At 70.6% G+C, this 23,557-nt stretch carries 21 protein-coding genes and 2 pseudogenes; 11 read left to right on the forward strand and 12 right to left on the reverse strand.

Features of this window, described 5'->3' with window-relative positions:
• Position 1 precedes the first annotated feature (1 nt).
• The 5 genes from ABZ910_RS27455 to ABZ910_RS27475 all read right to left on the reverse strand — a co-directional run bounded on the left by ABZ910_RS27455 (position 2) and on the right by ABZ910_RS27475 (position 7,023).
• The gene (locus ABZ910_RS27455) at positions 2 to 1,510 is read right to left on the reverse strand and encodes a Wzz/FepE/Etk N-terminal domain-containing protein (RefSeq protein WP_361369814.1); all 1,509 of its coding nucleotides are present in this window, start codon (positions 1,508 to 1,510) and stop codon (positions 2 to 4) included.
• Entirely contained in the window at positions 1,507 to 2,904 is a 1,398-nt protein-coding gene (locus ABZ910_RS27460) for a Wzz/FepE/Etk N-terminal domain-containing protein (RefSeq protein WP_361369816.1), read from the reverse strand. Before ABZ910_RS27460 ends, ABZ910_RS27455 begins: the two co-directional genes overlap by 4 nt.
• Positions 2,894 to 4,165 carry a glycosyltransferase family 4 protein gene (locus ABZ910_RS27465; RefSeq protein ID WP_361369818.1) on the reverse strand — a complete coding sequence of 424 codons (1,272 nt, stop codon included), beginning with the start codon at positions 4,163 to 4,165 and terminating at the stop codon, positions 2,894 to 2,896. The genes ABZ910_RS27460 and ABZ910_RS27465 overlap by 11 nt, the downstream gene beginning before the upstream one ends.
• A complete protein-coding gene (locus ABZ910_RS27470; protein ID WP_361369820.1) occupies positions 4,155 to 5,471 on the reverse strand; it encodes a nucleotide sugar dehydrogenase in 1,317 nt (438 codons plus the stop codon). The genes ABZ910_RS27465 and ABZ910_RS27470 overlap by 11 nt, the downstream gene beginning before the upstream one ends.
• A gap of 73 nt (positions 5,472 to 5,544) precedes the next feature.
• Positions 5,545 to 7,023 carry a sugar transferase gene (locus tag ABZ910_RS27475; RefSeq protein ID WP_361369822.1) on the reverse strand — a complete coding sequence of 493 codons (1,479 nt, stop codon included), beginning with the start codon at positions 7,021 to 7,023 and terminating at the stop codon, positions 5,545 to 5,547.
• A gap of 712 nt (positions 7,024 to 7,735) precedes the next feature.
• Here ABZ910_RS27475 and ABZ910_RS27480 point away from each other — a divergent pair.
• The 4 genes from ABZ910_RS27480 (at position 7,736) to ABZ910_RS27495 (ending at position 11,808) form a co-directional block, all read left to right on the forward strand.
• Complete coding sequence (locus ABZ910_RS27480; RefSeq protein WP_361369824.1) at positions 7,736 to 7,861, forward strand: hypothetical protein; 126 nt, start codon at positions 7,736 to 7,738, stop codon at positions 7,859 to 7,861.
• 224 nt (positions 7,862 to 8,085) lie between these two features.
• On the forward strand, positions 8,086 to 9,060 hold the full coding sequence (locus ABZ910_RS27485; protein ID WP_361369826.1) for an alpha/beta hydrolase: 975 nt from the start codon (positions 8,086 to 8,088) through the stop codon (positions 9,058 to 9,060).
• A 177-nt stretch (positions 9,061 to 9,237) separates the two neighbouring features.
• On the forward strand, positions 9,238 to 10,188 hold the full coding sequence (locus tag ABZ910_RS27490; RefSeq protein ID WP_361369828.1) for an acetoacetate decarboxylase family protein: 951 nt from the start codon (positions 9,238 to 9,240) through the stop codon (positions 10,186 to 10,188).
• 18 nt (positions 10,189 to 10,206) lie between these two features.
• The gene (locus ABZ910_RS27495) at positions 10,207 to 11,808 is read left to right on the forward strand and encodes a succinic semialdehyde dehydrogenase (RefSeq protein WP_361369830.1); all 1,602 of its coding nucleotides are present in this window, start codon (positions 10,207 to 10,209) and stop codon (positions 11,806 to 11,808) included.
• Between the two features lie 201 nt (positions 11,809 to 12,009).
• On the opposite strand, the gene ABZ910_RS27500 is transcribed toward ABZ910_RS27495, so the two are convergent.
• A complete protein-coding gene (locus tag ABZ910_RS27500) occupies positions 12,010 to 13,254 on the reverse strand; it encodes an NADH:flavin oxidoreductase/NADH oxidase family protein (RefSeq protein WP_361369832.1) in 1,245 nt (414 codons plus the stop codon).
• Between the two features lie 95 nt (positions 13,255 to 13,349).
• Between ABZ910_RS27500 and ABZ910_RS27505 the strand changes: the two genes are divergently transcribed.
• The 6 genes and pseudogenes from ABZ910_RS27505 (at position 13,350) to ABZ910_RS27530 (ending at position 18,170) form a co-directional block, all read left to right on the forward strand.
• Positions 13,350 to 13,973: a TetR/AcrR family transcriptional regulator gene (locus ABZ910_RS27505; RefSeq protein WP_361369834.1), complete on the forward strand. Its 624-nt coding sequence runs from the start codon at positions 13,350 to 13,352 to the stop codon at positions 13,971 to 13,973.
• 417 nt (positions 13,974 to 14,390) lie between these two features.
• A pseudogene (locus tag ABZ910_RS27510) lies at positions 14,391 to 15,355 on the forward strand (NAD(P)H-quinone oxidoreductase).
• 214 nt (positions 15,356 to 15,569) lie between these two features.
• A complete protein-coding gene (locus ABZ910_RS27515) occupies positions 15,570 to 16,649 on the forward strand; it encodes an NAD-dependent epimerase/dehydratase family protein (protein ID WP_361369836.1) in 1,080 nt (359 codons plus the stop codon).
• Between the two features lie 264 nt (positions 16,650 to 16,913).
• A complete protein-coding gene (locus tag ABZ910_RS27520; protein ID WP_361369838.1) occupies positions 16,914 to 17,348 on the forward strand; it encodes a VOC family protein in 435 nt (144 codons plus the stop codon).
• Between the two features lie 13 nt (positions 17,349 to 17,361).
• Positions 17,362 to 17,493 carry a hypothetical protein gene (locus tag ABZ910_RS27525; protein ID WP_361369840.1) on the forward strand — a complete coding sequence of 44 codons (132 nt, stop codon included), beginning with the start codon at positions 17,362 to 17,364 and terminating at the stop codon, positions 17,491 to 17,493.
• A gap of 17 nt (positions 17,494 to 17,510) precedes the next feature.
• Positions 17,511 to 18,170, forward strand: a complete 660-nt coding sequence (locus ABZ910_RS27530) for a histidine phosphatase family protein (RefSeq protein WP_361369841.1) — start codon at positions 17,511 to 17,513, stop codon at positions 18,168 to 18,170.
• A 78-nt stretch (positions 18,171 to 18,248) separates the two neighbouring features.
• Here ABZ910_RS27530 and ABZ910_RS27535 read toward each other — a convergent pair whose 3' ends face one another.
• Entirely contained in the window at positions 18,249 to 18,836 is a 588-nt protein-coding gene (locus tag ABZ910_RS27535; protein ID WP_361369843.1) for a rhodanese-like domain-containing protein, read from the reverse strand.
• 81 nt (positions 18,837 to 18,917) lie between these two features.
• On the opposite strand from ABZ910_RS27535, the gene ABZ910_RS27540 reads away from it, so the two are divergent.
• A complete protein-coding gene (locus tag ABZ910_RS27540) occupies positions 18,918 to 19,205 on the forward strand; it encodes a metal-sensitive transcriptional regulator (protein ID WP_361369845.1) in 288 nt (95 codons plus the stop codon).
• Positions 19,206 to 19,226: 21 nt separating this feature from the next.
• Here the strand turns inward: ABZ910_RS27540 and ABZ910_RS27545 are convergent, their stop codons facing one another.
• The 5 genes and pseudogenes from ABZ910_RS27545 to ABZ910_RS27565 all read right to left on the reverse strand — a co-directional run bounded on the left by ABZ910_RS27545 (position 19,227) and on the right by ABZ910_RS27565 (position 23,417).
• Positions 19,227 to 19,973 carry a sulfite exporter TauE/SafE family protein gene (locus ABZ910_RS27545; RefSeq protein ID WP_361369847.1) on the reverse strand — a complete coding sequence of 249 codons (747 nt, stop codon included), beginning with the start codon at positions 19,971 to 19,973 and terminating at the stop codon, positions 19,227 to 19,229.
• Positions 19,970 to 20,374: a rhodanese-like domain-containing protein gene (locus ABZ910_RS27550; protein WP_361369849.1), complete on the reverse strand. Its 405-nt coding sequence runs from the start codon at positions 20,372 to 20,374 to the stop codon at positions 19,970 to 19,972. Before ABZ910_RS27550 ends, ABZ910_RS27545 begins: the two co-directional genes overlap by 4 nt.
• A 53-nt stretch (positions 20,375 to 20,427) precedes the next feature.
• On the reverse strand, positions 20,428 to 21,792 hold the full coding sequence (locus ABZ910_RS27555; protein WP_361369851.1) for an MBL fold metallo-hydrolase: 1,365 nt from the start codon (positions 21,790 to 21,792) through the stop codon (positions 20,428 to 20,430).
• Positions 21,793 to 22,165: 373 nt separating this feature from the next.
• Entirely contained in the window at positions 22,166 to 22,882 is a 717-nt protein-coding gene (locus ABZ910_RS27560) for an SDR family NAD(P)-dependent oxidoreductase (RefSeq protein ID WP_361369894.1), read from the reverse strand.
• Positions 22,816 to 23,417: pseudogene (locus ABZ910_RS27565) on the reverse strand (MFS transporter). The gene ABZ910_RS27560 and the pseudogene ABZ910_RS27565 overlap by 67 nt, the downstream one beginning before the upstream one ends.
• Positions 23,418 to 23,557: the final 140 nt, after the last annotated feature.

Below are 23,557 nucleotides of genomic sequence, written 5' to 3' on the forward strand. Positions count from 1 at the left end.
TCTACCGCGCCTCCTGGTCGTTGTCCGGGACTCGTACGGCCCATGACGTCCGCCTCGTCTGCGGCCGGCCCGTCCGGCTCGGGCGCTCGCTTCGGGCGCGCAGCGCGGTGTGCAGCCCGTCCCACAGAGTGCCGTCGGTCCGGTCATGCGGATCGGGGTCGATCACCACCACACCGATCACCGAAATGCGCAGGTCCGCGAGCTGCCGCGCCACGGTGTGCAGCCATGCCGCGCTGCCGTGCCCGGCACGGACGACGAGCACGGTCCGGGTGCCGAGGTACTGGAGGTCGGTCCACGCCGTGCCGGGCGCGACCGAGCCGACGCCGAGCCGGTGCTCCTGCTGCGGCGCGGCCGCGGCGCGCTCGCCGCTGATCACGTCAGGGTCTCCCGGTTCCTGGCGGCGGCCGGCGAGCTGCCGGCCGGGCAGACCGTCGATGATCACCAGTGGCTCCTCCGCCGCCAGCGCCCTGGCGAGGTCCACAGCGATCACGGCCGCGCTGCGCGCACAGCCCAGTTCCAGCAGTGACACCGGTTCCGCCGAGCCGCGCACGACGCGGGCCAGGGTCCTGGTGAGCCGTTCGCGCGCGTCCCGGGTCCGTCGGCGCTGCCACGGCCTGGCCGACCGGCGGGGTGCGGGGCGCAGCTCCGCGATGACCGAGGCGCCCAGGTTCGCGGCGATCTCCCGGCGCAGCACGGGACGGTCCGCCACCACCGTGCCGATCGCGGCCGACGCGAGCCCGAGGACGAGCCCGAGGATGAGCCCGATCACGGCGTCGGTGGCGACGGCCTTGGGCAGGGAGTGCCGCACCGCGCGCGGAGCGTCCACGATCCGTGTGCCGGCCATGAGTTGGGGTGTGCCGACGCGCGCCTCCTCGGCGCGTTGGTTGAAATCGGCGATCTGCGAGGTGAGCGCGGCCCGGCGGGCGTAGAGCGACTCGAGGGTCGCCGACGCGTTCGCCGACGGTCCCTCTCCGATCGCCGTGTTGACCTGGGAGAGTTCGTCCCGCAGGCGGTTGCGCTGGGCGAGCAGGGCATCGGCCTCGGCGTTCGCGGCTCCCTTCAGCCGCGCCACATGGTCCGCGACGAACGCATCTGCCAGCGCCTTGGCACGGGCCGACGCTTCCGCGTCGCTGTCACCTTTCGCAGTGATCTGCAGCACGTTGTTGGTCAAACCGATGCCCTGGTAGTCCGCCATGAAGTCCTCCGGACTTTCCGAGGACTTGAGGGCCTGCAGGGCCCTGCCGGCGATCCGCGTGGTCTGCAGCAGCGCGGCGTCGGTGCGGATCAGCGTTCCGGGGTCGCTCGGCTGATCCTCCGCATGCGCGACCAGGACCTTGGCCACCGCGGTCGGTGGCGCCGGCAGCAGGACCGCCACCGCACCGCCGACGAGCAGCCCCAACAGCGCCATCGCGCCCCAGATACGGCGGCGCCTGCGCACTGCCACCACCAGCGCCTGCAGGTCAATCAGCGGAGCGGCGGCCGACGGCTCCGAAGGCATGCTCGTCGTCACACCGAACCTCCCCTCACGTCCGCGCCAACCGCCCTCGCCGGCGTGGCGTTGTTCGAACGATGGCCGGCAGACCGCATCGGACGGGCCCGGACCGCGCTGGCGGCGACGAAGCCGACGACATCGTGCCTGGCATCCGCACACGCCTCGGCGATGCCGGCGAGCTCCCCTGCGGTCCAGCTGCCCGCGCTGAGCACGACCAGGGCGCCGGACTCGGTGACGCGGTCCGGCACCACCGGCCGGGACACCGAAACCCGCGCCACGCGCAGCATGAGGTCTCCCCTGCTCGAAGAGCTTGGGGAAGGATCGCTCCCGGCCTCGGCGACGAGCCGCTTGGCGGCCCGGCCGGCGATCTCGTCGCCGTCCGGGACGACAACCAGCAGCCGTCGGGGGGCCGGCAGCTGCTCCCGCAGGCGGGCACCCACCCGCCGGTAGCGGATCTGCCTGCTGGCCTCGTCGCCGGACGTCCGCGGGGTCGGCAGGTCCCACCGGGTTTCGACGCCCAGCAGCCAGCGTGTCCAGGCCAGCGGGCCACGGCCTTTCGGCCCGTGCGCGCGCCGTTCACCGGGTACGTCGACGGTGCCCAGCAGTGCCGACCCCAGCGCCGCGGCGAGCTCCGGTTCGGTGCGCGGTCGGCGACCCACCCGTGCGGCGGCGAGATGGCCGATGACCGCGAGCAGGAAGAACAGCAGCGCCCCGCCGCCGACGAGCTGAATCCTCGTCGGCGGCGCCTGACCGGTCGGCCGGGCCGCCGCCCCCACGACGACCATGCTGCCCTCGTTGGCTGCCGGGCCGGCCTGGTCCAGCTTGTCCATGGCCCCCTGCAGCGTGGTGCGCAGCTGTTCGAGCTGGGTCCGGGCCTGGACGCTCTCCACGGACCGCCCCTGATCGGCCGCATCGGCCAGCTTGCTGATGCGGCGGCTGGTCTGCTTCACCAGCTGCCGCAACGCACCGGACGGCGTCGCCGCCGCGGAATCGGCATTGTCGTTCGCGATCTGCGCGGCGAATGTGACGAATTGACGGGCCGTCTCGTCGGAGAGCCGCTGCGCGCGCTCCGGGGTGTCGGCCGTAGCCGAGATCTTGACGACGTTCCCGTCGGTGACCTGGGCGCCCACTTGATCCTGCAGCTTCGTACCGCTGACCCCGGTCCAGCGGAGCGCGGCAGCCGAGCGGTCGAGCACCACCGAGCTGGTCGCGATCTCCGCCTGGGTCAGCAGCTCTCGCTCCTCCCACTGCCCCGACAGCAGCACCGACGTCGACGTCGTGTAGCGCGGCGGAAACAGCAAGGAGGCGCCGTAGCCGACGAGCGCACCCACCACGGCGAGGATGGTGAGAAGCCGCCAGCGCCGACGGATAATCCGCCCGATCATGGCCAGGCGTATCGTGTCATCGCTCAACGGGACGGCCTTTTCTCTGTCCGATCCGGGTCGCGGCCGACATCGGAGCGTGGTTACGGCAGGCAGCGGCGTAGGCGGCGAGGAGCGACGCTTGCGAGTTCCGCCAGGAAAGCCGCCCGCTGATCCGCTCCTGGCCGATCTTGCCCATCAGGGCCCGCTTCTCCGGATCGTCCAGCAGCAGAGCGATGCGCTCGGCGAACTCGGCCTCGTCGTTGGCGGGTGCGTAGACGGCGGCGTCACCGGCGGAGACGCGCGCCTCCCGGAGGTCGAACGAGACGATCGGCCGGCCCATCACCATGTACTCCAGGACCTTGTTCATGGTCGACACGTCGTTGAGCGGATTGCGCGGGTCGGGGGAGAGGCACACGTCCGCGGTGGAGAGGTAGCGCACCAGGTCGGCGTCCGGTATGCGCCCGGTGAACTGCACCTGCTCCGAGAGCCCGAGCCGCCGGGACAGCCCCACCATCGCGTCGAGGGTGTCGCCCGCGCCGACGAACACCGCATGCCAGTCGGTCCGCCCGAGCTCGTCGCGCAGCTTCGCCAGGGCCCGCAAGGCGTAGTCGACGCCGTCCTGCGGGCCCATGACGCCCAGGTAGCACAGCAGATGAGGCTTGCCGCGCTTCAGCTCGGGCTCGGGCGGCACGGGGTGGAAGCGGTCGATGTCGGGCGCGCTGCGCACCACGAACACGTCCGCCGGCCGCCGACCGCCACGGCGCACCGCGACGTCCCGGTAGCTCTCGTTCGTGGCGAGCACGACGTCCGCGGACCGGTAGGTCAGCCGTTCCAGCGCACACACGGCGCGGTAGAGCAGATCTTCGCCGCGGCCGAACCGGGAGAGGTACAGCTCGGGTACCAGGTCGTGCTGGTCGAAGACGAACCGCGCGCCGCGCCTCTTCAGCCACAGCGCCGGAAGGAACAACAGGTCGGGCGGGTTGCAGGCGTGGACCACGTCCACCGGGCCGACCTTCCGGGCCAGCCGGACCGTGTGCCACAACGCGGATCCGTACTCCCGCAGGTAGCCGACCGGACCTCCGGTGGCCGCGCGCAACGGGTAGCGGTGGATCCGCACCCCGTCGATCTCCGCCTCCGGCTCCGTGTCGCGCTTGCTCCCGCGGGGGCAGATGACGTGCACCTCCCAGCCCGCGTCGCGCAGCGTCGTGCACTCCTGCCACACCCGCCGGTCGAACGGCACCGACAGGTTCTCCACCAGGATCAGCGCGCGCCGGTCCGGCCGGTCGCCGCCGGTCGTGTCACCAAGCAAGGCCCATGTATCCCGGTTCGGCCCGGCGCGCCTCGGCGTCGGGAAGGCGGACGAGGTCGACGATCACCGGGCCGTCGCCATGGGGCAGCGCCGACAGCACGGCTGGATCCTTGGTCCCGACCAGGCACACCTCGGCGTGCTCGAGCACCTCGTCGACGGAGTCCGCGAGCAGCTGCGCGAGGTGCGGCAGCCGGGTCTCGATGTACTCGCGGTTCGCGCCGAGCAGCCGGGAGAGGCTCACGTTGGCGTCGTGGATCCGCAGGTCGTAACCCTTGCCGAAGAGCCTCTCCGCCAGTTCGACGAGCGGGCTCTCGCGGAGGTCGTCGGTGCCGGGTTTGAAGGACAACCCGAACAGGCCCACCCGGCGCTTGCCGGTGCGCTCGACCAGCTCCACCGCGCGCTGCAGATGGTCGGAGTTGGAGGCCAGCACGTGGGCGAGGATGGGGACCGAGACGTCGGCCCGCCGCGCCGCGTGGACCAGGCTGCGCAGGTCCTTGGGGAGGCAGGAGCCACCGAAGGCGAAGCCGGGCCGCAGGTAGGCGGGGCTGATGTTCAGCTTGCGGTCGGCCAGGAACACGTCCATCACCTGGTGCGAGTCCACCCCGAGCGCCTGGTACACCGCGCCCAGCTCGTTCGCGAAGCCGATCTTGAGACCGTGGAACGCGTTGTCCGCGTATTTGATCGCCTCGGCCGTCGGGACCGGCACCCGGAACACCTCGCCGGGCAAGCCGTCGTACAGCGCCAACACCGCATCGCCGCTTGCCGCGTCGAGCTCGCCGATGACGGTCTTGGGCGGGTCGAAGAAGTCCCGCACGCTCGTGCCCTCGCGCAGGAACTCCGGGTTGACCGCGACCCCGATGTCCACCCCGGCCGTGCCGCCGACGTACTTCTCCAGGATCGGGACCAGCAGGTTCAGGCAGGTGCCCGGGAGCATGGTGCTGCGGAACACGACGGTGTGCCGCCCACCCCGTTCGGCCAGCGCGGCGCCGATCTGCTCGGTGACCCGCTCCAAGTACGTGGTGCACAGGCTGCCGTTGGGCTCCGACGGCGTGCCCACGCAGACCAGGGACACCTCGCTGTTCGTGATCGCCTCGCGGACGTCGCCGGTGGCGCGTAACGCTCCGCTCCGCACGACCTCGGATATGAGCTCGCCGATACGCTCCTCGACCACCGGGGCCTTGCCGTCGTTGACCAGGTCGACCTTCACCTGGTTCACGTCCACCCCGATGACTTCGTGACCCATGCCGGCCAGGCACGCGGCCGACACGCAGCCCACGTAGCCGAGCCCGAAAACGCTGACTCTCATGACCCGTTCCTCCCCCCAGGCAGGCCCTGACGGCCTGCGGTCCGCACGGCGGCCGGACGACGACCCCCGCGCATCAGTAGGCGCCCTGCCCGTAGAGCACGGCACGCAGCGTCTTCCACAAGATCACTGTGTCCAGGGCGAGCGACCAGTCCTCGACGTACCGCAGGTCCAGCCGGACCGCCTCCTCCCACGGCAGGTCGCTGCGTCCGCTGATCTGCCACAGGCCGGTGAGTCCGGGCTTGACCAGCAGCCGCCGCCGGATGTCCGGGCCGTACGCGGCGGACTCCTCCGGCAACGGAGGCCGCGGACCGACGAGCGACATCGATCCGGCGAGCACGTTGAAAAGCTGCGGGAGCTCGTCGATCGAGTACCGGCGCAGCACTGCTCCCACCCGGGTCACCCGCGGATCCCGGCGGAGCTTGAACAGCAGGCCGGCGCCCTCGTTGCGGTCGGCCAGCTCGGCACGTGCCCCGTCAGCTCCGGCGACCATGGTGCGGAACTTGAGAATGGTGAACTCGCGGCCGTCCTTGCCGACCCTGCGCTGGCTGTAGAACGCCCCACCCCGACTGTCCACCAGCACGAGCACCCCGACGAACACCATCAGCGGCGCGAACAGCAACAGCAGGATCGCTGCGCCCATCCGGTCGACGACCGCTTTCACCGCCCGGCGGCCCCCGGTGAAGGTCGGCATGCTGACCCGCAGCAGCGGGATCCCGAGCACCGCGTCGACGTGCAGCCGCGGGCCGGCCACCTCCATCAGCACGGGGGCCACGACCATCTCGGCGTCGCTGCCTTCGAGGTCCCAAGCCAGCCGCTGCAGCCGGTCCGGTGACCAGTGCGGGTCCGGCGTGACCGCGACGACGCGGTGGCCGTCGCGGTGGACGTGGCCCGCGACATCCGCCAGTCGGCCGACGACCGGCACTCCGTCCAGTCGGTCACCGTCGAGCCCGAGACCGTTCGTCGTGCACACCGCATCCACCCGCCAGCCGAGGTGCGGGAACTTGCGGGTTCGGGTGATCAGGTCGCGCACGGTGGCCACGCTCCCGGCAGCGAGCACCGGTCTCAGGCACCGGCCTTCCTTTCGCTCTTTGTGCAGCCAGAGGCGCAGTAGATACCGCGCGGTCATGGTGATGAGCGCGATCGCGGGGATCGCGACGAAGATCCAGAGCTTGATGTTGCGCGAGGTGAGGGCGATCCCGCCGAGCGCCAGTACGACGGTCGCCGTGAACAGTGAGCGTCCGAGCCGGCGGAATTCCTCGGCGCCCTGGCCGAGCACGGCCGGAGCCCACGACCGGCTCACCGCAAGCGCCCCCAGCACCAGCAGCTCGGTGCCGAATGCGAGAATTCCCCACTTCTCATGCCAGTTGGCCGCGTTCCGGGCCCCGAAGAAGTCGCCGATCGCCGCCACCACAAAGGCGGTGGCCACGGTATCGCTGATGATCACGGTACGGCGGTACCGCTGCTCCCAGTCGATCGCGGGCCGTCTGATGGTGCCGTTCGCCAGATGCCCGCGCGCCGACGGAGACGCGCTGACCAGTCCCCCTTGCTGCACAGAACCCCCCCAGGTCCCCAGTGGCTCGACGTGTTCGCCCAGCACTGTTCCTCGCACCGGGAGGCCCCCGCCCCCCGCGCCGCGCTGTTCCTCCCCCCGGGGGTGGCCGCCCCCGCGCATGACATCCCGGCTGTTTCAGAGCTACGTCCCGCGCCGGGGACGCGACTGCTGGCTTTCCGTAGCGCCGGACCTATAGATCATTATTGGTCGCCTCGTACCCGAACAGCTGAAGCACGGTCAATCTAGACCATCGGGGCCGGTCTTGAAGAGGGGATGTGTGGAATTTGTGTTGAAGCTTCGAGGTTGGATCCACTGATCGTGGCCGTCTACGGGTGCCTGGACGCCACAGGGTGCTCCAGGAGCTCGTCCGGCCCCGGGCGCGTCTCGTGCGGGGGGAGTGATCAGCGAGCTGCAACGGGCCTTGTGCGGCGCCCGGTTCGGCAACGACTTCCCGCTGTTCGTGCCGTTTGCCCTCGCTGATTGGGGAGGGATTGCCGTGCGGATCAGACGGGCCGGAGCCCGATCTCGGCGCAGGCGCGGCGCAGTGTGTCGAGGCCGAAGGCTTCGGTGGGGCTGATGACTCCGGGAGTGATGTCGGAGTGGGTGGCGATGTGGTGGGCGGCCCAGGCGATGAGTTCGCCGGTGAGGCTGTGGCGTTGGGGCCTTCGAGATGGACCTCGGCGGCCCGGGCGCCGAACGGAAGACTCAGACAATGGTCAACGTCGCGCTGGGCTGCTTCGACGTCGCCGTCATGCGCTGGGCCGACGGCGACATGGACCAGCCGCTCGCCACTCTCGTCGATGAGGTATTCGGGTTCGTGCAGATCCCGCACGGCTGATCGGACGCGTGGCCCGGCTTCAGGGGGCGCCCCCTCCTCCCTTCGAAGGCGAGGGGGTGACCGTCAGGGGCCTCCGGTGTCGGTGAGGCAGGTCTGCGGCGGGTTGCGCATCGCGCACGGGGCGCGACGATGAGACGGGGGAGTTTTTGTCAGGGGGTGACCGTCAGCCGCGGCCGGTGAGGCCGTACGACAGGGCACGCATGTGCTTGTGACATGGAGTGGACATGACCGAGCTGCCGCCGCCGATCACCCCGTACCTCGAACCCGCCGCGAAGGGGCTGGCCGAGGCGACCGCCCCGCACCCCCGGATCTACGAGGTCCCCCCGGAAAAGGGCCGTGACATCCTGCTCGGCCTGCAGAGCGACCCGAGCGTGCCCCGCCCGGACGTCGACGAGGAGTGGGTCGACGTCGACGCCGGCGAGTGGGGCACGGTCCGTACCCGCATCATCCGGCCCAAGGGTGTGACAGGTCCGCTGCCGGTGGTGTTCTACATCCACGGCGCGGGCTGGGTCTTCGGCGACGACAAGACCCATGACCGCCTCTTCCGCGAACTGACCGTCGGCGCGAACGCCGCGGGCGTCTTCCCGGTCTACGACCGCGCGCCGGAGGCGAAGTACCCCACCCAGGTGGAGCAGAACTACGCCGTGGGCCAGTGGGTCATGGAACACGGTGCGGAGCACGGCCTGGACACCTCGCGCGTCGCCGTCACCGGCGAATCGGTCGGCGGCTGCATGTCGGCGGTGTTCGCGCTGATGAACAAGGACCGCGACGGGATCGACCTCAAGGCCCAGTGCCTCCTGTACCCGGTGACCAACGCCGACTTCGGCACCCCCTCCTATGTCCAGTTCGCCGAGGGCTACTACCTCACCCGCGACGGCATGAAGTGGTTCTGGGACGCCTACACCACCGAACCCGCCCAGCGCGCCGAGAAGTACGCCGCACCGCTCCAGGCGCCCCTGGGGGAGCTCCGGGGCCTGCCACCCACCCTGGTCATCACCGACGAGGCCGACGTGCTGCGCGACGAGGGCGAGCAGTACGCCAACAAGCTGCGCGAGGCCGATGTGGACGTCACCTCGGTCCGTGTGGCCGGCATGGTCCACGACTTCCTCCTCCTGGACAGCCTGCGCGACACCCGCGCCGCCAACATCGCCCGCAAGATCGCCATCGACTTCCTGCGGACAGCGCTGCACGGCAGCTGAGGAAGCCGCACATCCACTCTCTCGTACGCGGGGACTCGCAGGCCGGGTCCGCCGACGCCCTCGTGGCGCGGGCGGACCCGGCTTCGTCGTTCCCCACCGTGAGGTTGTTGACGGTGCTTACATCCGAGTCTACTCTCATGTAATCACCGTCAACATGCGAGCCAGGGAGCCGTGTCGATGCCCTCGTCCCAGCAGGACCAGCAGGACCAGCAGGACCAGCAGGACCAGCAGGAAACAGTCAAGGCCGACCTCGGTGGCCGTACGGTCACGGTCCCCAAGGGCGGCCTGTACGACCGCTATCGGATGGACACCGACCTCGACGAGGTCGCCCGCGACCCGCGCGTCAGCAGCGTGGACTTCTTCCGGCGGCTGCCCAAGACCAAGGTCGACTCTCCGATCGGTGCCACGCTCACCCCGAACTTCTACTACCGCATCTCGACCGCCCGGATCACGATGCTCGCCCGCTCCCGCGCGATCCGTTCCCGGCTGCCCAAGGAGCTGGCGCCGCTGGAGGTGGCGCCGGGTCTCGGGCTGATATCCGTGATGTTCTTCCGCTACGACGTGTGCGACATCGACTTCTACACCGAGGCCGCCGTCGGGATCGCCGTGAAGCCGGCACGGCACGGCAAGCTCGGGTTCTTCGACCTCGTCACCGCCCTGAAGAACGAGCACCTCGATTCCTACGTGCTGTCCCTGCCGGTGAGCACGGACATCGCCCAGGTGCGCGGCCACGACGGCTACGGCTTCCCCAAGTGGGTCACCGAGCTCGACGTCGACATCGACGCCAACCGGACGACCGCACGCGTGGCCAACGACGCCGGCGGAACCGACCTGTCGCTGCTTGCGGCCACGCCCGCCCAGACCGCCTACCCGAGCGGCAGGCGTGTCTCGACCCTCACCTCGTACACGTCGATCGGCGATGCGTGGCACTCGACTTTGAGTCAGACCAACGTGCTGTCGGCCGGCACCGAGCTGGTCCCGCGCAATCTCGCGCTCGAGGTGGGGGAGGGCCGCATGGCCGACGACCTCCGTTCCCTCAACCCGATCCGGACGATTCAGTTCGACGTCGTCACGGAGGGCCAACTCGCCCTGCACATGCCGGTCCCGACCTCGGTCCACAGCCGGTAGTAAGGAGCCCTTCCCTCCATGGCCACCGACCACGCCACCCTCCCCACGACTGCCGCCCGCGGCGCCATGCTGCCCGCCTCGCTCACCCCGGCCCTGATCGAGCGGCTGGCCGCGCGGGTCGTGGCGGCGCCCGACGCCACGCGGGTCACCACCAACGTCCCATACACCGGTGCCGCGTTGGCCGATCTGCCGGTCTCCACGCCGGGGGACGTCGAGGACGCATTCGCGCGCGCTCGTATCGCTCAGAAAGCATGGGCCGCCACATCGCTGAGCCGGCGCAAGAAGATCCTGCTGCGCTTCCACGACCTCGTCATGGCCCGTCAGGACGAGGCACTGGACCTGATGCAGGCCGAGAACGGCAAGACCCGACGCGACGCCTTCCTCGAGGTGGTCGACATCGCGATCACCTCTCGGTACTACGCGCGCAACGCCGCCAGGTACCTGGAGCCCAAGCGGCGCCGCGGTGCGATCCCGTTGCTGACCCACACCACCGAACTGCGCCACCCCAAGGGCGTCGTCACGGTCATCTCCCCGTGGAACTACCCGTTGAGCATGGCCGCAGGCGACGCCATCGCGGCACTCATGGCCGGCAACGCCGTCGTCCAGAAGCCCGACACCCAGACCGCGCTCACCGCGCTGTGGTCTCTGGACCTGATGCAGGAGGCCGGTCTGCCCGCGGGCGTGTGGCAGATGGTGGTCGGGCGGGGCAGTTCCGTCGGCGGCGCGCTGATGGACAACGCCGACTACGTCATGTTCACGGGCTCCACGGCCAGCGGACGCGAGATCGCGAGCGATGCCGGCCGGCGCCTCATCGGCGCGTCCCTCGAACTCGGCGGCAAGAACGCCATGATCGTCCTGGACGACGCGGACATCGGCAAGGCCGCCGACGGCGCGGTCGCCGCGTGCTTCCCCTCGGCCGGCCAACTCTGCGTCTCCATCGAGCGGTTGTACGTGGCCGAGTCGATCCGTGACCGGTTCGTCGACGCGTTCGTCGCGCGCACCGAGCGGCTCAGGATCGGGGCTGCCTACGACTACAGCATCGACGTCGGCAGCCTCACCACCCCTTCCCAGCTGGAGACCGTCACCGCGCACGTCGACGACGCCGTGGCCAAGGGCGCGACGGTGCTCGCCGGCGGCAAGGCGCGACCGGACCTCGGCCCGCTGTTCTACGAGCCGACCGTCCTCACCGACGTCACCCCCGACATGACGCTGTACGACGTCGAGACCTTCGGTCCCGTCGTCTCGGTCTACTCCTACCGCAGCGTCGACGAGGCGATCGCCCGGGCCAACGCCACGTCGTACGGCCTCAACGCCAGCGTCTGGTCCGGTGATGGGGCCCGGGGCCGCGCCGTCGCCGCCCGCGTGCACGCCGGCACCGTCAATGTGAACGAGGCCTTCGCCGCCGCGTGGGGGAGCATCGACGCGCCGATGGGTGGCATGGGCGACTCAGGACTCGGTCGTCGCCACGGTGCCGACGGCATCCTCAAGTACACCGAGCCCCAGACCGTTGCCCACCAGCGCATCCAGGGGTTCACCCCGCCGGCCAGTGTCTCGCCCGAAACCTGGGCCGTTCTCCTGACCGGCGCACTGAAGGTCCTCAAGGCGGTCGGCGTTCGCTGAAACGCCGGAAACCAGACGGCGCGGTTCCGATGGAGCCGCGCCGTCTGGCGTAGAGCGGGCCGTCCATGTCGCCGTACACCAGGCTGGTGACGCTCCCATCTTCGAGATGGCCGCAACGAGGAGCAGCGTGACGACAGACCGGAAGGGCCCCAGGCGGTCGCGGCGAGCGACGAGCACCTGGGGCCCTTCCGGGTGGGACGCTTACGCGGTGCCCTGTGACGCGGACAGCCAGGCGCGGTAGCGGCGCAGGGCCCGTCGCTGCTTTCGCTGCTCGGAGATGAGGGCCAACCCCGGGTGGGTGCTCGGCGTGGGACGGCTTCCGCGGGCGATGCGGCGCATCTGGTGGCGGACCTGTGCCATGCCGGCGGCCGAGGCGAGAGCCTTGTCCGACCAGGTGACCGGCCGCAGCTGCTCGTCGGCCTCGCGGCCCTGGCGCCAGCGGTCGGGCAGTTCCGGGGTGACGGCGAGGGCGGTGCCCATCCCGACGAGCGCCACACCGCTGGCGAGGACCCTCTCCGCGGTGTCGCGTCGGGTGATGCCGCCGGTGAGCATCAGCGGCAGCGGGCTGGTCCTGACCAGGTCCTTCGCCAGGTCGAGGAAGTACGCCTCGCGGGCCTGGGTACGTGCGTCGGCGGGGCGGCCCGACATCGCCGGGCTCTCGTAGCTGCCGCCGGACAGTTCGACCAGGTCGACGCCGAGCGGTGCGAGCATCTCGATCACCTGGCGTGCGTCGTCGGCGTCGAATCCGCCGCGCTGGAAGTCGGCGGAGTTGAGTTTCACCGCGACCGCGAAGGACGGGGAGACGGCGGCGCGAACCGCGCGGACGACGTCCAGCAGCATCCGGGCCCGGTTCTCCAGCGATCCGCCCCACTGGTCGGGGCGCTTGTTCACCAGGGGGGACAGGAACTGTGACAGCAGGTAGCCGTGTGCGGCGTGGACCTCGACACCGTCGAAGCCCGCCTGTTCGGCGCGTTGAGCGGTGACCGCGTACCGGGTCACGGTGGCCTGGATCTGCTCGGGGGTCATGGCGACGGGCTTGCCGAAGCGGCTGCTGTGCTTGCCCAGGTCGACGGCGACCGCGGACGGGCCCCATACGACACCGGGCATGTCGGACCCGATCTGGCGGCCGGGGTGGTTGATCTGCATCCAGACCGCCCCGCCGCCGGACTTGGCGGCCTTGGCCCACTCGACGAAGGGCTCCAGCGGCGCGGCCTCGTCGAGCACCACACCGGCGGGGCCGGTCAGCGCCTCGGCGTGGACCATGACGTTGCCGGTGATGAGCAGTCCGGTGCCGCCTTCCGCCCAGCGCCGGTACAGCCCGAACAGCTCCTTGCCCGGGAGCTGGCCCTCGCCGGCCATGTTCTCCTCCATGGCCGCCTTCGCGATCCGGTTGTTCAGCACCTGCCCGGAGCGCAGGGACAATGGCGAGAACAGCTCGCTGGTCATCCGAGTTCCCCTCTCGATCTCAATCACTTACGATGTATGCAGCGTTCACATTAGGCCAGCGATGTAGGCGACGTAAACATGAGGGAGTGTGACCTATGCCGCAAGCGGGCGGTTCGTATCACCACGGCGATCTGCGGGCCGCTTGTCTGCGTGCCGCGCGGGAACTCCTCGAGGAGGACGGCAGCGCCGGGCTGTCGCTGCGGGCGGTGGCGCGGCGGGCCGGTGTGTCGGCGACGGCCCCGTACCGCCACTACGCGGACCGCGACGCGCTCGTCTCCGCGGTCGCCGCGCAGGGCTACCGCGAACTCGCCGAATACCTGGCCGCGGCACATCCCGCGCCCACGACTCCCGACGAGCTCGCCGCTGTCGCCGTTGCCTACGTCCGTTTCGCGCTCGATCGCCCGGCGCTGTTCCGGGTGATGTTCGCCGAGCCCTGCGATCCGGACAACGAGGAACGGGTCAGCGCGACCACCGCCATCTCGGAGTACGTCCGGGGTATCGTCCGCGGCGCCTTCCCCGGCGCCGATCCGGACGCGCTGTCGACGACGATATGGGCTCTCGTCCACGGCCTGGCCTTCCTGCATCTCGACGGCAAGCTCGACACCTCCACCCCCGAGGTGGTCGCCGACCAGGTCCGCACCGCCGTCCAAGCACTGTTCACCGCCCCCGCGGCGCTGTCGCGGACGGCAGCCGCACCGCACGACCAGGCGACCGCGTAGCGGGTCGCGTGCCATTGGCAGGGGGTGGCGAGCGGGCGAGAAGGGGGCGGTGATCCGCGCCGTGCCGCAGCCGGACCGGCAGTACCGGTCCGTCGGCACCCGCGTCCACTCCCATGGCATCGGCGGGCGCATCCGGCGTCAGGCTCGGGTGGCGGTGGTGCGCCGTGAGCCGCCCGCGCGACGGCTGCCGCGGCTCGATGTTGACGCTGCACACTCCCGTCCCCTAATGTGTGTGGCGTCAACATTGGGCTCCCGGGTATTCCGGACGCAAGCTGTCATTCAGCCCCTCCTTCGGTGCGGTGCGCGTGACCTCATGGCGCACATTCGGCGCCGCGGACTTCTGGCAACGACATGTCGCGAGCACCCCGTCCCGGACGTCCGCGTGAGCCCCTGTCCCAGCCATGTGAACGGAGCGTCATGAAGGCGGTATCGATCAAGGAACCCGGCGGCCCTGAGGTCCTGGAATGGATCGAGGTCGAGGACCCGATGCCCGCCGTGGGTGAAGTGGTCATCGATGTGGTGGCCGGCGCCCTGAACCGGGCGGACATCATGCAGCGTCAGGGTCTCTACCCGGTGCCGCCGGGGACGTCGCCGTATCCGGGGCTGGAGGTCTCGGGCCGGATCAGCGCCGTCGGCGAGGGGGTGACCGGCCGGCAGGTGGGTGACGAGGTCTGCGCGCTGCTGACGGGAGGCGGCTACGCGCAGAAGGTCGCCGTCCCCGCGGGACAGTTGCTCACGGTGCCCAAGGGAATCAGCCTGGTCGAGGCCGCCGGCCTGCCCGAAGCGGTCGCCACGCCACTGTGTGGTCCAACATCGTCATGACCGCCGGGCTGCGGGAGGGCGAGACCCTCCTCGTGCACGGTGGGGCCGGAGGCGTCGGCACGGCGGCGATCCAGATCGCCAAGGCGCTGGGTGCACGGGTCGTGACCACCGTCGGCGGACCCGAGAAGGTAGCGCGGGCGCGGGAACTGGGCGCCGATGTGGCGATCGACTATCGCACGCAGGACTTCGCCGAGCACGGCCCGTACGACGTGATCCTCGACGTCATCGGCGGGGATTACCTCGAACGCAACGTCCGGTCCCTCGCCGCCGACGGACGCTTGGTCGTCATCGGCCTGCAGAACGGCCTGGAGGGCAACCTCAACCTGGCCGAGCTGGTGGTCAAGCGCATTTCCGTGCACGGCACCACCTTGCGCACCCGGCCCAAGGAGCAGAAGGCGGCCATCGTCGCCGAGGTGCAGAAGAACGTCTGGCCGATGATCGAGAGCGGAGCCGTGCAGCTGGTCATCGACCAGACCGTGCCCATGGCCGAGGCCGCCGAAGCGCACCGGCTCATGGAGGCCGGCGGGCACCTCGGCAAGATCCTGCTGGTGAACAGCTAGCGCGCAGCGCGGAAGGCCGTGACCGGGCGGGCTGAACCGGGCTTCAGCCGTGTTCAGCCGGGGGGAAGGTGTCCGCGATCGTGGTCACGGCCGACGAGCGGTGCCCTCCCCGCACTGGATCATGGCAACAGTACTGATGAATACCTGAAAAATCGGCGTGTTCGACGCCGACTACGAGTCCCTCCCCATGCGTCACGAGGGTGAAAGGAATCCCATGGACACCCAGGTCGATCTCAGTGACCTGCCGGTCGACGCGAGCGCGCCGGTCCTGGTCACCGGTGCCACCGGCTATGTCGCCGGCTGGATCGTGAAGGGCCTGCTCGATGCCGGGGTCACCGTCCATGCCGCTGTCCGCGACCCGCGCAACACGGGCAAGGTGCGGCACCTTCTCGACGCCGCCGACGCCTCGCCCGGAAAGCTGCGCCTGTTCCAGTCCGACCTGCTGCGCGACGGCTCCTACGCGGAGGCCATGCAGGGATGCCGGATCGTGATCCACACCGCCTCACCGTTCGTGCGGTCCGTGGAGGATGCGCAGCGCGACCTCGTCGACCCGGCCGTGCGCGGCACACGCAACGTGCTCGGCACCGCGAACGAGACCGGCAGCGTCGAGCGGGTGGTGCTCACCAGTTCGTTCGCCGCGATGATCGGCGACGCCGAGGACCTCCTGAAGGTCCCGGGCCGGATCGTGACCGAGGAGACCTGGAACACGACCTCGTCGCTGACCCGCGAGCCCTACAGCTACTCCAAGACCCTGGCCGAGAAGGAGGCGTGGCTGATGGCGGGGGCGCAGGACCGCTGGCGCCTGGTCGTCATCAACCCGGGCCTGGTGATCGGCCCCGCCCTGAACGCCGACCCGACCAGCGAGAGCTTCACCATCGCCAAGCAGATGGCGAGCGGCCAGATGCGCATGGGCGCTCCTCGTATCGCGTTGACCGTCGTCGATGTTCGCGAGGTGGCCTACGCGCACCTGGCGGCCGCGTTCCTGCCCGATGCGCAAGGGCGTCATCTCCTCGCGGCGGAGAGCACCGACGTCGTCGATCTGGGCCGCAGGCTCCTGCCCGCCTACGGGTCGCGCTACGCACTCCCGCGCCGCGCGCTGCCCAAGGCCCTTGCTGTCGCGCTCGCACCGGCGGCCGGACTCGAGCGCGGGTTCCTGCGGCGCAACATCGGCTTCGACCTGCGCGGCGACACCGCCAAGAGCCGCCACGCCCTCGGCGTGCGCTACCGGCCCGCCCAGCAGTCCATGGAGGACATGTTCGACCAGCTCGTGCAGTCAGGAACGCTGAACCGGTGATGCCGAGAACCTGCCCGATCCCAGAGTGAGCCCATGCCCGTCAGGAACGAGAACCGCACCGACCCCTCCCCGGCCCTGCGGCGTCCGGCCGACCCGCGCCCCGGCGCGCCCTCCTGCCGGTCCCGCCCGAGCCAGGCCCCGACTCCCCGGAAGGCGAGGGTGGTGGGGAGTTCGAGGCCGCAGCGGCGAGCGGGGGCCGTCCTCCCGACAACATGCGGATCCACACCGGGAATTGAGCAACAGAGCCCCTGCTATCGTGCGCCGATGTCGTCGATCAAGAAGTTCCAAGTCACCTTCGACTGCGTAGAGCCTGAGCGCGTCGCTCGCTTTTGGTGCGAGGTGCTGGGGTACGTCGTCCCGCCGCCACCGGAGGGGTTTGCTACGTGGGACGATTTCGATCGCTCGCTGCCGCCTGAGCGGCAGGGTTCAGCGTTCGCCTGCACCGATCCCTCAGGTGTGGGACCGCGGCTGTACTTCCAGCGCGTGCCCGAAGGCAAGGTCGTCAAGAATCGGCTGCATCTTGACGTGAGGGTCGGCACCGGGCTCGTGGGTGAAGAGCGCCTCGCCACGCTCGAGGCCGAGTGCGCACGGCTGGTCGCGCTCGGCGCGGTACGCGTGCGACTGCTGCTTGCCGATGACGACAATGAGTCGTGCATCGCGATGCAGGACATCGAGGGCAACGAGTTCTGTCTCGACTGAGCTTCCTCCGAGCGTGATCGCCCAGCAGATCTACTGCCGCCACCACCACAAGCAGACCCGCAACCCGGCCTTCCGCAACCTCTGGCTCGCGGTCAACTACCTTGATCGCCGCTGCCGTTCGGCGATCCGCCGTGCCGGAAGCTGACAGAGAGGGACATCCGCATGCCACTCATCTCCCTGGTCCGGCACGGCCAGGCTTCCTTCGGCGCACAGGACTACGACGCCCTGTCCGACCTCGGCCGCGAACAGGCCACCGCCGTCGGCCTGGAACTCGCCCGCCGCGATCTGCGCGACCCTCACCTCGTCACCGGCACCCTCACCCGCCAACGCGACACGGCCCAACTCCTCGCGGAAGCAGCCGGATTCAAGGATCCCGTGCGCGAAGACCCACGCTGGAACGAGTACGACCACCTCGCCCTGCTGGCCCGCCACACCGACCCGGCCCCGGAGGCGCAGGCGGACTCCCGCGCCGTACAGGGGCTGCTCGACCGGGCACTTGAGGCGTGGATCGAGGACACGGAGGAGACCGGCCCAGCTGGATGGGGAGCCTTCGAGAACGGAATCACCGCCGCGCTGACCGAGCTGTCCACCGCGCTCGGCCGGGGCCGCGACGCGGTGGTCGTCACCTCGGGCGGAGTCCTCGCCGCGCTCTGCGGCGCCCTGTTGTCCCTGCCGTCCGCCGGAGTCGTCGCCCTCAACCGGGTCACGGTCAACGCCGCCGTCACGACCCTCGTCGTCGGCAGCTCCGGCACCAGCCTCCTCACCTTCAACGACCACGCCCACTTCACCGGCGACGGCCGCCGACTGCTCACCTACCGCTGAAACTCTGCCGAGGGCACGCGCATCCAGCGCATGTCCAGGGCCCCACGCAGGGTGTGCATGGAGCCCGCAGTGTCCGACTCAGCGCCCGCGCAGGGCGGCGAGCGTGGAGTCGAGATCTGCCGCGCGGGGCCGGTTGTGAGGCAGCTTGCCCAGCATCACCGCCATGCCGCAGGTGTTGGTGAGCGCGGAGAAGACCAGGCCGCCGGCGATGCCGGCCGACAGGATCTGGAAGGCCGGGTGCACGAGCAGGCCCAGGGCCAGACCCAGGAGTACCACCACGCCCGCGGTGAAACGCACCTGCCGCTCCATGCTCCAGGCCGCCCGGGTCTCACAGGCCGTGGGGTGGTGCAGGTCGTGTCCTTCCGAGGCCCACGCGCCGGTCCCGCCTGCAAGGGTGGCAGCGGGGATGCCCTGCTCGGCCAGGAGCTTGCAGGCGCGCTCCGAGCGGGAGCCGGAGGCACACACCACGAGGACATCGCCGTGCTCGGCGGCATACCGGATCTCGGGCAGCGCGCGCCGGATCTGATCCAGGGGGATGTTGAGGGCCCCGGGCAAGTGGCCGGAGGCGTACTCGCCGGGGGTGCGTACGTCGATGACGGTGAGCTCGTGCAGCCGGGTTCGGGCCTGGTCGGTGCCGAGCGTCAGGGGGGTGAGAGGGCTGGTCATGACAGATGTGATCCTTGATGGTCGCCGCCGTCCCGAACAGGGACGTACAGTACCCCTAGGGGTATTTTCCGAGGAGTGATCGTGGAACTGGAGCTTGAGGGTGCGTCCCTGAGGGCCGTGCTGAACCGGCTGCGGCGTGCGCAGGGCCAGATCTCCGGCGTGATCCGCATGATCGAGGAGGGCCGGGACTGCGAGGACGTCGTCACGCAACTGGCCGCCGCCTCGCGGGCACTCGACCGTGCCGGCTTCGCGATCATCGCCACCGGCCTGCAGCGATGCGTGGCCGACGTCGAGTCGGGCCGTAAGAACGGCGAGGACATGGAGACAATGCGTGCCCGACTGGAGAAGCTCTTCCTGTCGCTGGCGTAAGGCATCCTGCTCGGCCGCCCATCACACCACGACATCGACCAGCATGAAGCCGGCCACCGCCAGCAGGACGAGCGCGAAGACCCGCTGAAGCGTCTGTCCCGACAACTTCGCTGACAGGCGTTTGCCGTCCCACGCGCCCAGGATCGCCGCTCCGGCGAACGGACCTATGACACCCCAGTTCAGGCCGTGGGCGGTCCCGGTGCGCATCGCCAGTGCGGCCAGCGAGTTGATGGTGATCACCAGCAGGCTGGTGCCCACCGCCGATCGCATCCGCAGGCCGAGGACGTCGACCAAGGCCGGCACCGCGAGGAAGCCACCGCCGACGCCGAGCACGCCGGTGACCGCGCCCAGCCCGGCACCGGCGGCCGCCGCCCGGCCGGACCGCACGGGGGCGACACTTTCCGACGAGGAGCGCGGCCTGAGCATCCGTAGCGCGGCAGCAGCCGCGACCGCGGCGAAGGCCGCGGTCAGCACGGCCGCGGGCAGGCGCCCGGCGAACGCTCCGCCCAGCATCGCCGGGCCGATTCCCGCTGCCGCGAAGAGCAGCCCCGTACGCCAGCGGACGTGGCCCTCGCGGGCGTGTGCGGACAGCGCGGTGGCAGAGGTGACCGTGACGATGACCAGACTCGCGGTGGTGGCCGCGACCGGGGTGAAACCGAGCAGGTAGATCAGCGCCGGCACAGCTAGTACGCTGCCGCCGCCTCCGAGAGCGCCGAGCGCCAGGCCGATGACGGCACCGGCGACCAAGGCGAGTATCACAGCGCTCACGCGACGGTCCCGTTTCTGCCGCGCGAGTCCACCACCGGCAGTCCTGCATCGGCCCAGCCCTCGGCGCCGTCCATGACGTCGACGGCCTCGACGCCTTGCGCTCGGGGCAGTTCGGCGCCCCACCGGGAGCGGTTGCCCGACCGGCGGATCACGACGACTGACCCAGCCTGTGCCTCGATGGGCAGCCCGGCGCCGGCGACCAGCGCCGCGAGGGGCAGGTGTACGGCGTCGGGGGCGTGGCCGGCCTGCCACTCGTAGGGTTCCGGGACGTCGAGCAGCACGGCGGCCCTGCTGTTTCCGGTTCCGGTGTTTCCGGCGACCCGCCCGTGGCCGGTGCGCGGGGCGGCCTCCTGCACGGTCACCCGCGCCGAGCCGCCCCGGCTGCCTCGAAAGAGGCTCATCGTGGTTCTCGCTCCTGTTCGTCTTCTGGGTGCGGTGATCTGTGGCAGCGCCGTCAACGGGTGCGGACGGTCAGCCCGGCCTTCTCGGCCGCGGCGAAAGAGTCGTCGACGGCGACGACGTCACGGCCCGCGGCGTCCAGCAGAGACGCGGCGATGGCGGCGCGCATGCCGCCGGCGCAGTGCACCCAGACCTGCCCTTCGGGGACCTCGTGGAGGCTGCGGTGGAGGGAGTGGATGGGGATATGGACCGAGCCCTCGACGAAGCTGGCCGCCCGTTCCGAGGCCCGTCGCACGTCCAGCACGACGACGCCGTCCTTGGAATGCCCGGCGAGATCGGCGAACGTGGCCCGCGAGAAGGAGACGAGAGTCTCGCCTTCCCGTACCCAGCGCGACGGTTCTCCGGTGGCCGCAGCGGCCGGACGGTCGACGCCCACCCTGACCAACTCGCGTTGGGCGGTGGCCAGTTGCTCGGTGGACTCGGCCAGCAGTGTGACCGGCTTGCCCCACGGGAGCAGCCAGGCCAGGTAGGTGGCGAGCTGCCCCGCGGCCTCGAAGTTGAACGAGCCGGCGACATGCCCTTCGGCGAAGGCGACACGGTTGCGCAGGTCGACCACCCACTCCCCGTCGGCCAGCCGGGCGGCGATCTCCGCGGCGTCCGCGGTGGCGGGCGGGGTCAGGTCGACCGGCGCGGGTCCGGCGGCGTTGGTCGGGCCTATGTGCGCGTAGTACGCCGGGATGTCGTCCAGGCCGGCCAGCAGGTCGGCGACGAAGGTGTCGACGTCACGGGTGAGCGCCTCGTTGGACGCCTTCTCCTCGCCGATCGTGGTCGACCCGCCCTCAGCCTGGCCGGACGAGCAGAAACTGCCGAAGCCGTGCGTGGGCAGCACCACGGTATCGTCCGGCAACTCGGTGGCCAGCCGGTGCGCCGAGGCATGCTGTGCCCGCGCGAGGTCTTCCGTCAGCCGCGGCTCGACCAGGTCGGGCCGGCCGACCGTGCCGACCAGCAGCGAACCGCCCGTGAACACGGCGACGTCCGTCCCGTTCTCCTCCAGCACGTAGGAGGTGTGGTGCGGGGTGTGGCCGCCTGTCGCCAGTGCGCGCAGTGTCAGGCCCGCGGTGGCGTCGATCTCGGAGCGGTCGCCGTCGTGCACGGGCACGCGCTCGTACGAGACCCGGGCCCCGGCGGGGACGAGGTGGGCGGCGCCCGTGACCCGGGCCAGCTCCAGGCCACCGGTGACGTAGTCGTTGTGGACGTGTGTCTCGACCACGTGGGATATCCGCACCCCTCGTCGCGCCGCCACCGCGATCACCTGGTCGATGTCGCGCGGAGGATCGACCGCTACCGCCGTCCGCTCGCCGCCTGCCAGGTAGCTGCGGTTGCCGAGTCCGGCCATTTCGATCGTGTCGACGAAGAACACGAGGTACTCCCTTCCATCAGCAATTACCCCCGGGGGTATGTGTCAGACGGTAGCACGGGTACCCCGGGGGGTATTTTTGAGGAGGGGAGGCCCGGTGGGAGAGACCACGAGCAGGGCGACACCGACTTCGCCACGACGGTCACTCGTGCTCGCGACGCCCTGGTCGGCGCTGGGGGCCTCAGGTGCCCGACGGCGTCAGGGCCGGCTGGTCCCCGGGACGCCCGACTCATTGGCTCGACACATGCTCGCCAAGGCGTCCCCCAGGTCAGGACCACCTGTGGCGCACCGCCCTGCGCGAGTGCGAGCGGTCCAGGCGGTCGGGGGCTGGTCCCGTGGTTCGAGGCCCCGACCGCACCGCCTGGACCCGACGCTTTCAGCCGAGGGCATCCGGTGGCGTCGACCTGACCGCCTGCTTGTCGAATGCGGCCATGGTTGCGTAAGCGGGCGCATAGGCGGGGATCGACGGGGCGGGGAGCGCCGAGTTGGTCGCGAACTGGGTGTTGAAGCCCGCCGGTTCAACCAGGGTGACGCGAATGCCGAGCGGGCCGACCTCGGCGGCCAGTCCCTCGGTCAGGTTCTGCACAGCGCTCTTGGAAGCGCAGTACACGGCCATCGTGGGCAGGCTGACGTGGCCCCCCATGGAACCGATGTTGAGGATGTGGCCGGAGCCGCGTTCCCGCATGTGCGGGAGTACGGCCTGGATCACCTGGACAACGCCCACCACGTTGGTCTCGAACTGGTCGCGCAGCTCGTCGGCGCTGACTTCCTCGACCGCGCCGACCTGGCCGTAGCCGGCGGCGTTGACGAGGGCGTCGATGGCGCCGAAGCGATCGAGTGCCTCCTTGACGGCCAGCTCGATGCCGGCGGGGTCGGTGACGTCGAGTCGGGTCACCAGGAAGTCGGCGAGGCCGGTGGATGCAGGGTTGGCCTTGGCCGTGTCGCGCGGATGCCGGGCAGGTCGATCCGGTCGGCGACCCGGCGGAATCCGCTCTGCGTGCGGTCGAGTCCGGTATCCCCGGGAAGTCAGCGGGCGGCCATCACCAGCGCAACGGCAGTGACAGGATTGTTGATCAGAAAGGCCCAGCGCCAGCCCGCGGCGCCCACCAGCAGACCGCCGATCGGCGGGCCGACCGCGAGGACGGCCATGCCCGCGATCGCGATGCCGCCGAGCACCCCGCCCGGCGGAGCGTCGAGACCGGCCTCCTCGGGGCGGCGGCGGATCAGCACCATGGCGCACGGGAACCCGGCCGAGGTGCCGATGCCGACCAGCACCCGGGCGAGCGTCAGCACCGTCAGATTCTGGCCGAGGGCGCCCACCAGGCCGCCGAGCAGCACCAGCACGATCCCGGAGAGGAGATCCGGCGTGCGCCGATCACTTCCGCCAGCTTGCCCGCGGTGGGCTGCGCGACGGCGCTGGCCAGGTAGAGCGAGGAGACCAGTACGGCGGTGCTGCCGACCGAGACGTGCAGCTCGGTGGCAATGGGCACCAGGGCGGTCGCGATGATGGAGCTGTTGATCGGGTTGAGGCTGGAGCCCACGTAGAGGGACGTGGTGAAGGTCCACGGGAAGGGCCGACGCCGAAGATCGCGCGCCGGAACACCGGCCCGGGCCGGGGCGGTGCTCATATGGCGCCGGCGCTCAAGTCGGCCGCAGCGAGACGCTCCAGCAGTTCGATGGGCCTCGGTATGACGGCACGCTCTGGACGGCGCATGCTCGGCGCACGGGAGCACGGCGAGGTTCCCGTGCGCGCATGTGAGAGTGCATA

Source organism: Streptomyces sp. NPDC046805, from assembly GCF_040645355.1.
Classification (GTDB): domain Bacteria; phylum Actinomycetota; class Actinomycetes; order Streptomycetales; family Streptomycetaceae; genus Streptomyces.

Bases quoted from the DNA above. Each gene is read 5' to 3' on its own strand.
- ABZ910_RS27490 (WP_361369828.1), top strand. From the start codon at position 9,238: ATGCCCTCGTCCCAGCAGGACCAGCAGGACCAGCAGGACCAGCAGGAC.
- ABZ910_RS27535 (WP_361369843.1), bottom strand. From the start codon at position 18,836: ATGACCAGCCCTCTCACCCCCCTGACGCTCGGCACCGACCAGGCCCGA.
- ABZ910_RS27495 (WP_361369830.1), top strand. From the start codon at position 10,207: ATGGCCACCGACCACGCCACCCTCCCCACGACTGCCGCCCGCGGCGCC.
- ABZ910_RS27515 (WP_361369836.1), top strand. From the start codon at position 15,570: ATGGACACCCAGGTCGATCTCAGTGACCTGCCGGTCGACGCGAGCGCG.
- ABZ910_RS27485 (WP_361369826.1), top strand. From the start codon at position 8,086: ATGACCGAGCTGCCGCCGCCGATCACCCCGTACCTCGAACCCGCCGCG.
- ABZ910_RS27505 (WP_361369834.1), top strand. From the start codon at position 13,350: ATGCCGCAAGCGGGCGGTTCGTATCACCACGGCGATCTGCGGGCCGCT.
- ABZ910_RS27520 (WP_361369838.1), top strand. From the start codon at position 16,914: ATGTCGTCGATCAAGAAGTTCCAAGTCACCTTCGACTGCGTAGAGCCT.
- ABZ910_RS27550 (WP_361369849.1), bottom strand. From the start codon at position 20,374: ATGAGCCTCTTTCGAGGCAGCCGGGGCGGCTCGGCGCGGGTGACCGTG.
- ABZ910_RS27480 (WP_361369824.1), top strand. From the start codon at position 7,736: ATGGTCAACGTCGCGCTGGGCTGCTTCGACGTCGCCGTCATGCGCTGG.
- ABZ910_RS27530 (WP_361369841.1), top strand. From the start codon at position 17,511: ATGCCACTCATCTCCCTGGTCCGGCACGGCCAGGCTTCCTTCGGCGCA.
- ABZ910_RS27470 (WP_361369820.1), bottom strand. From the start codon at position 5,471: ATGAGAGTCAGCGTTTTCGGGCTCGGCTACGTGGGCTGCGTGTCGGCC.
- ABZ910_RS27500 (WP_361369832.1), bottom strand. From the start codon at position 13,254: ATGACCAGCGAGCTGTTCTCGCCATTGTCCCTGCGCTCCGGGCAGGTG.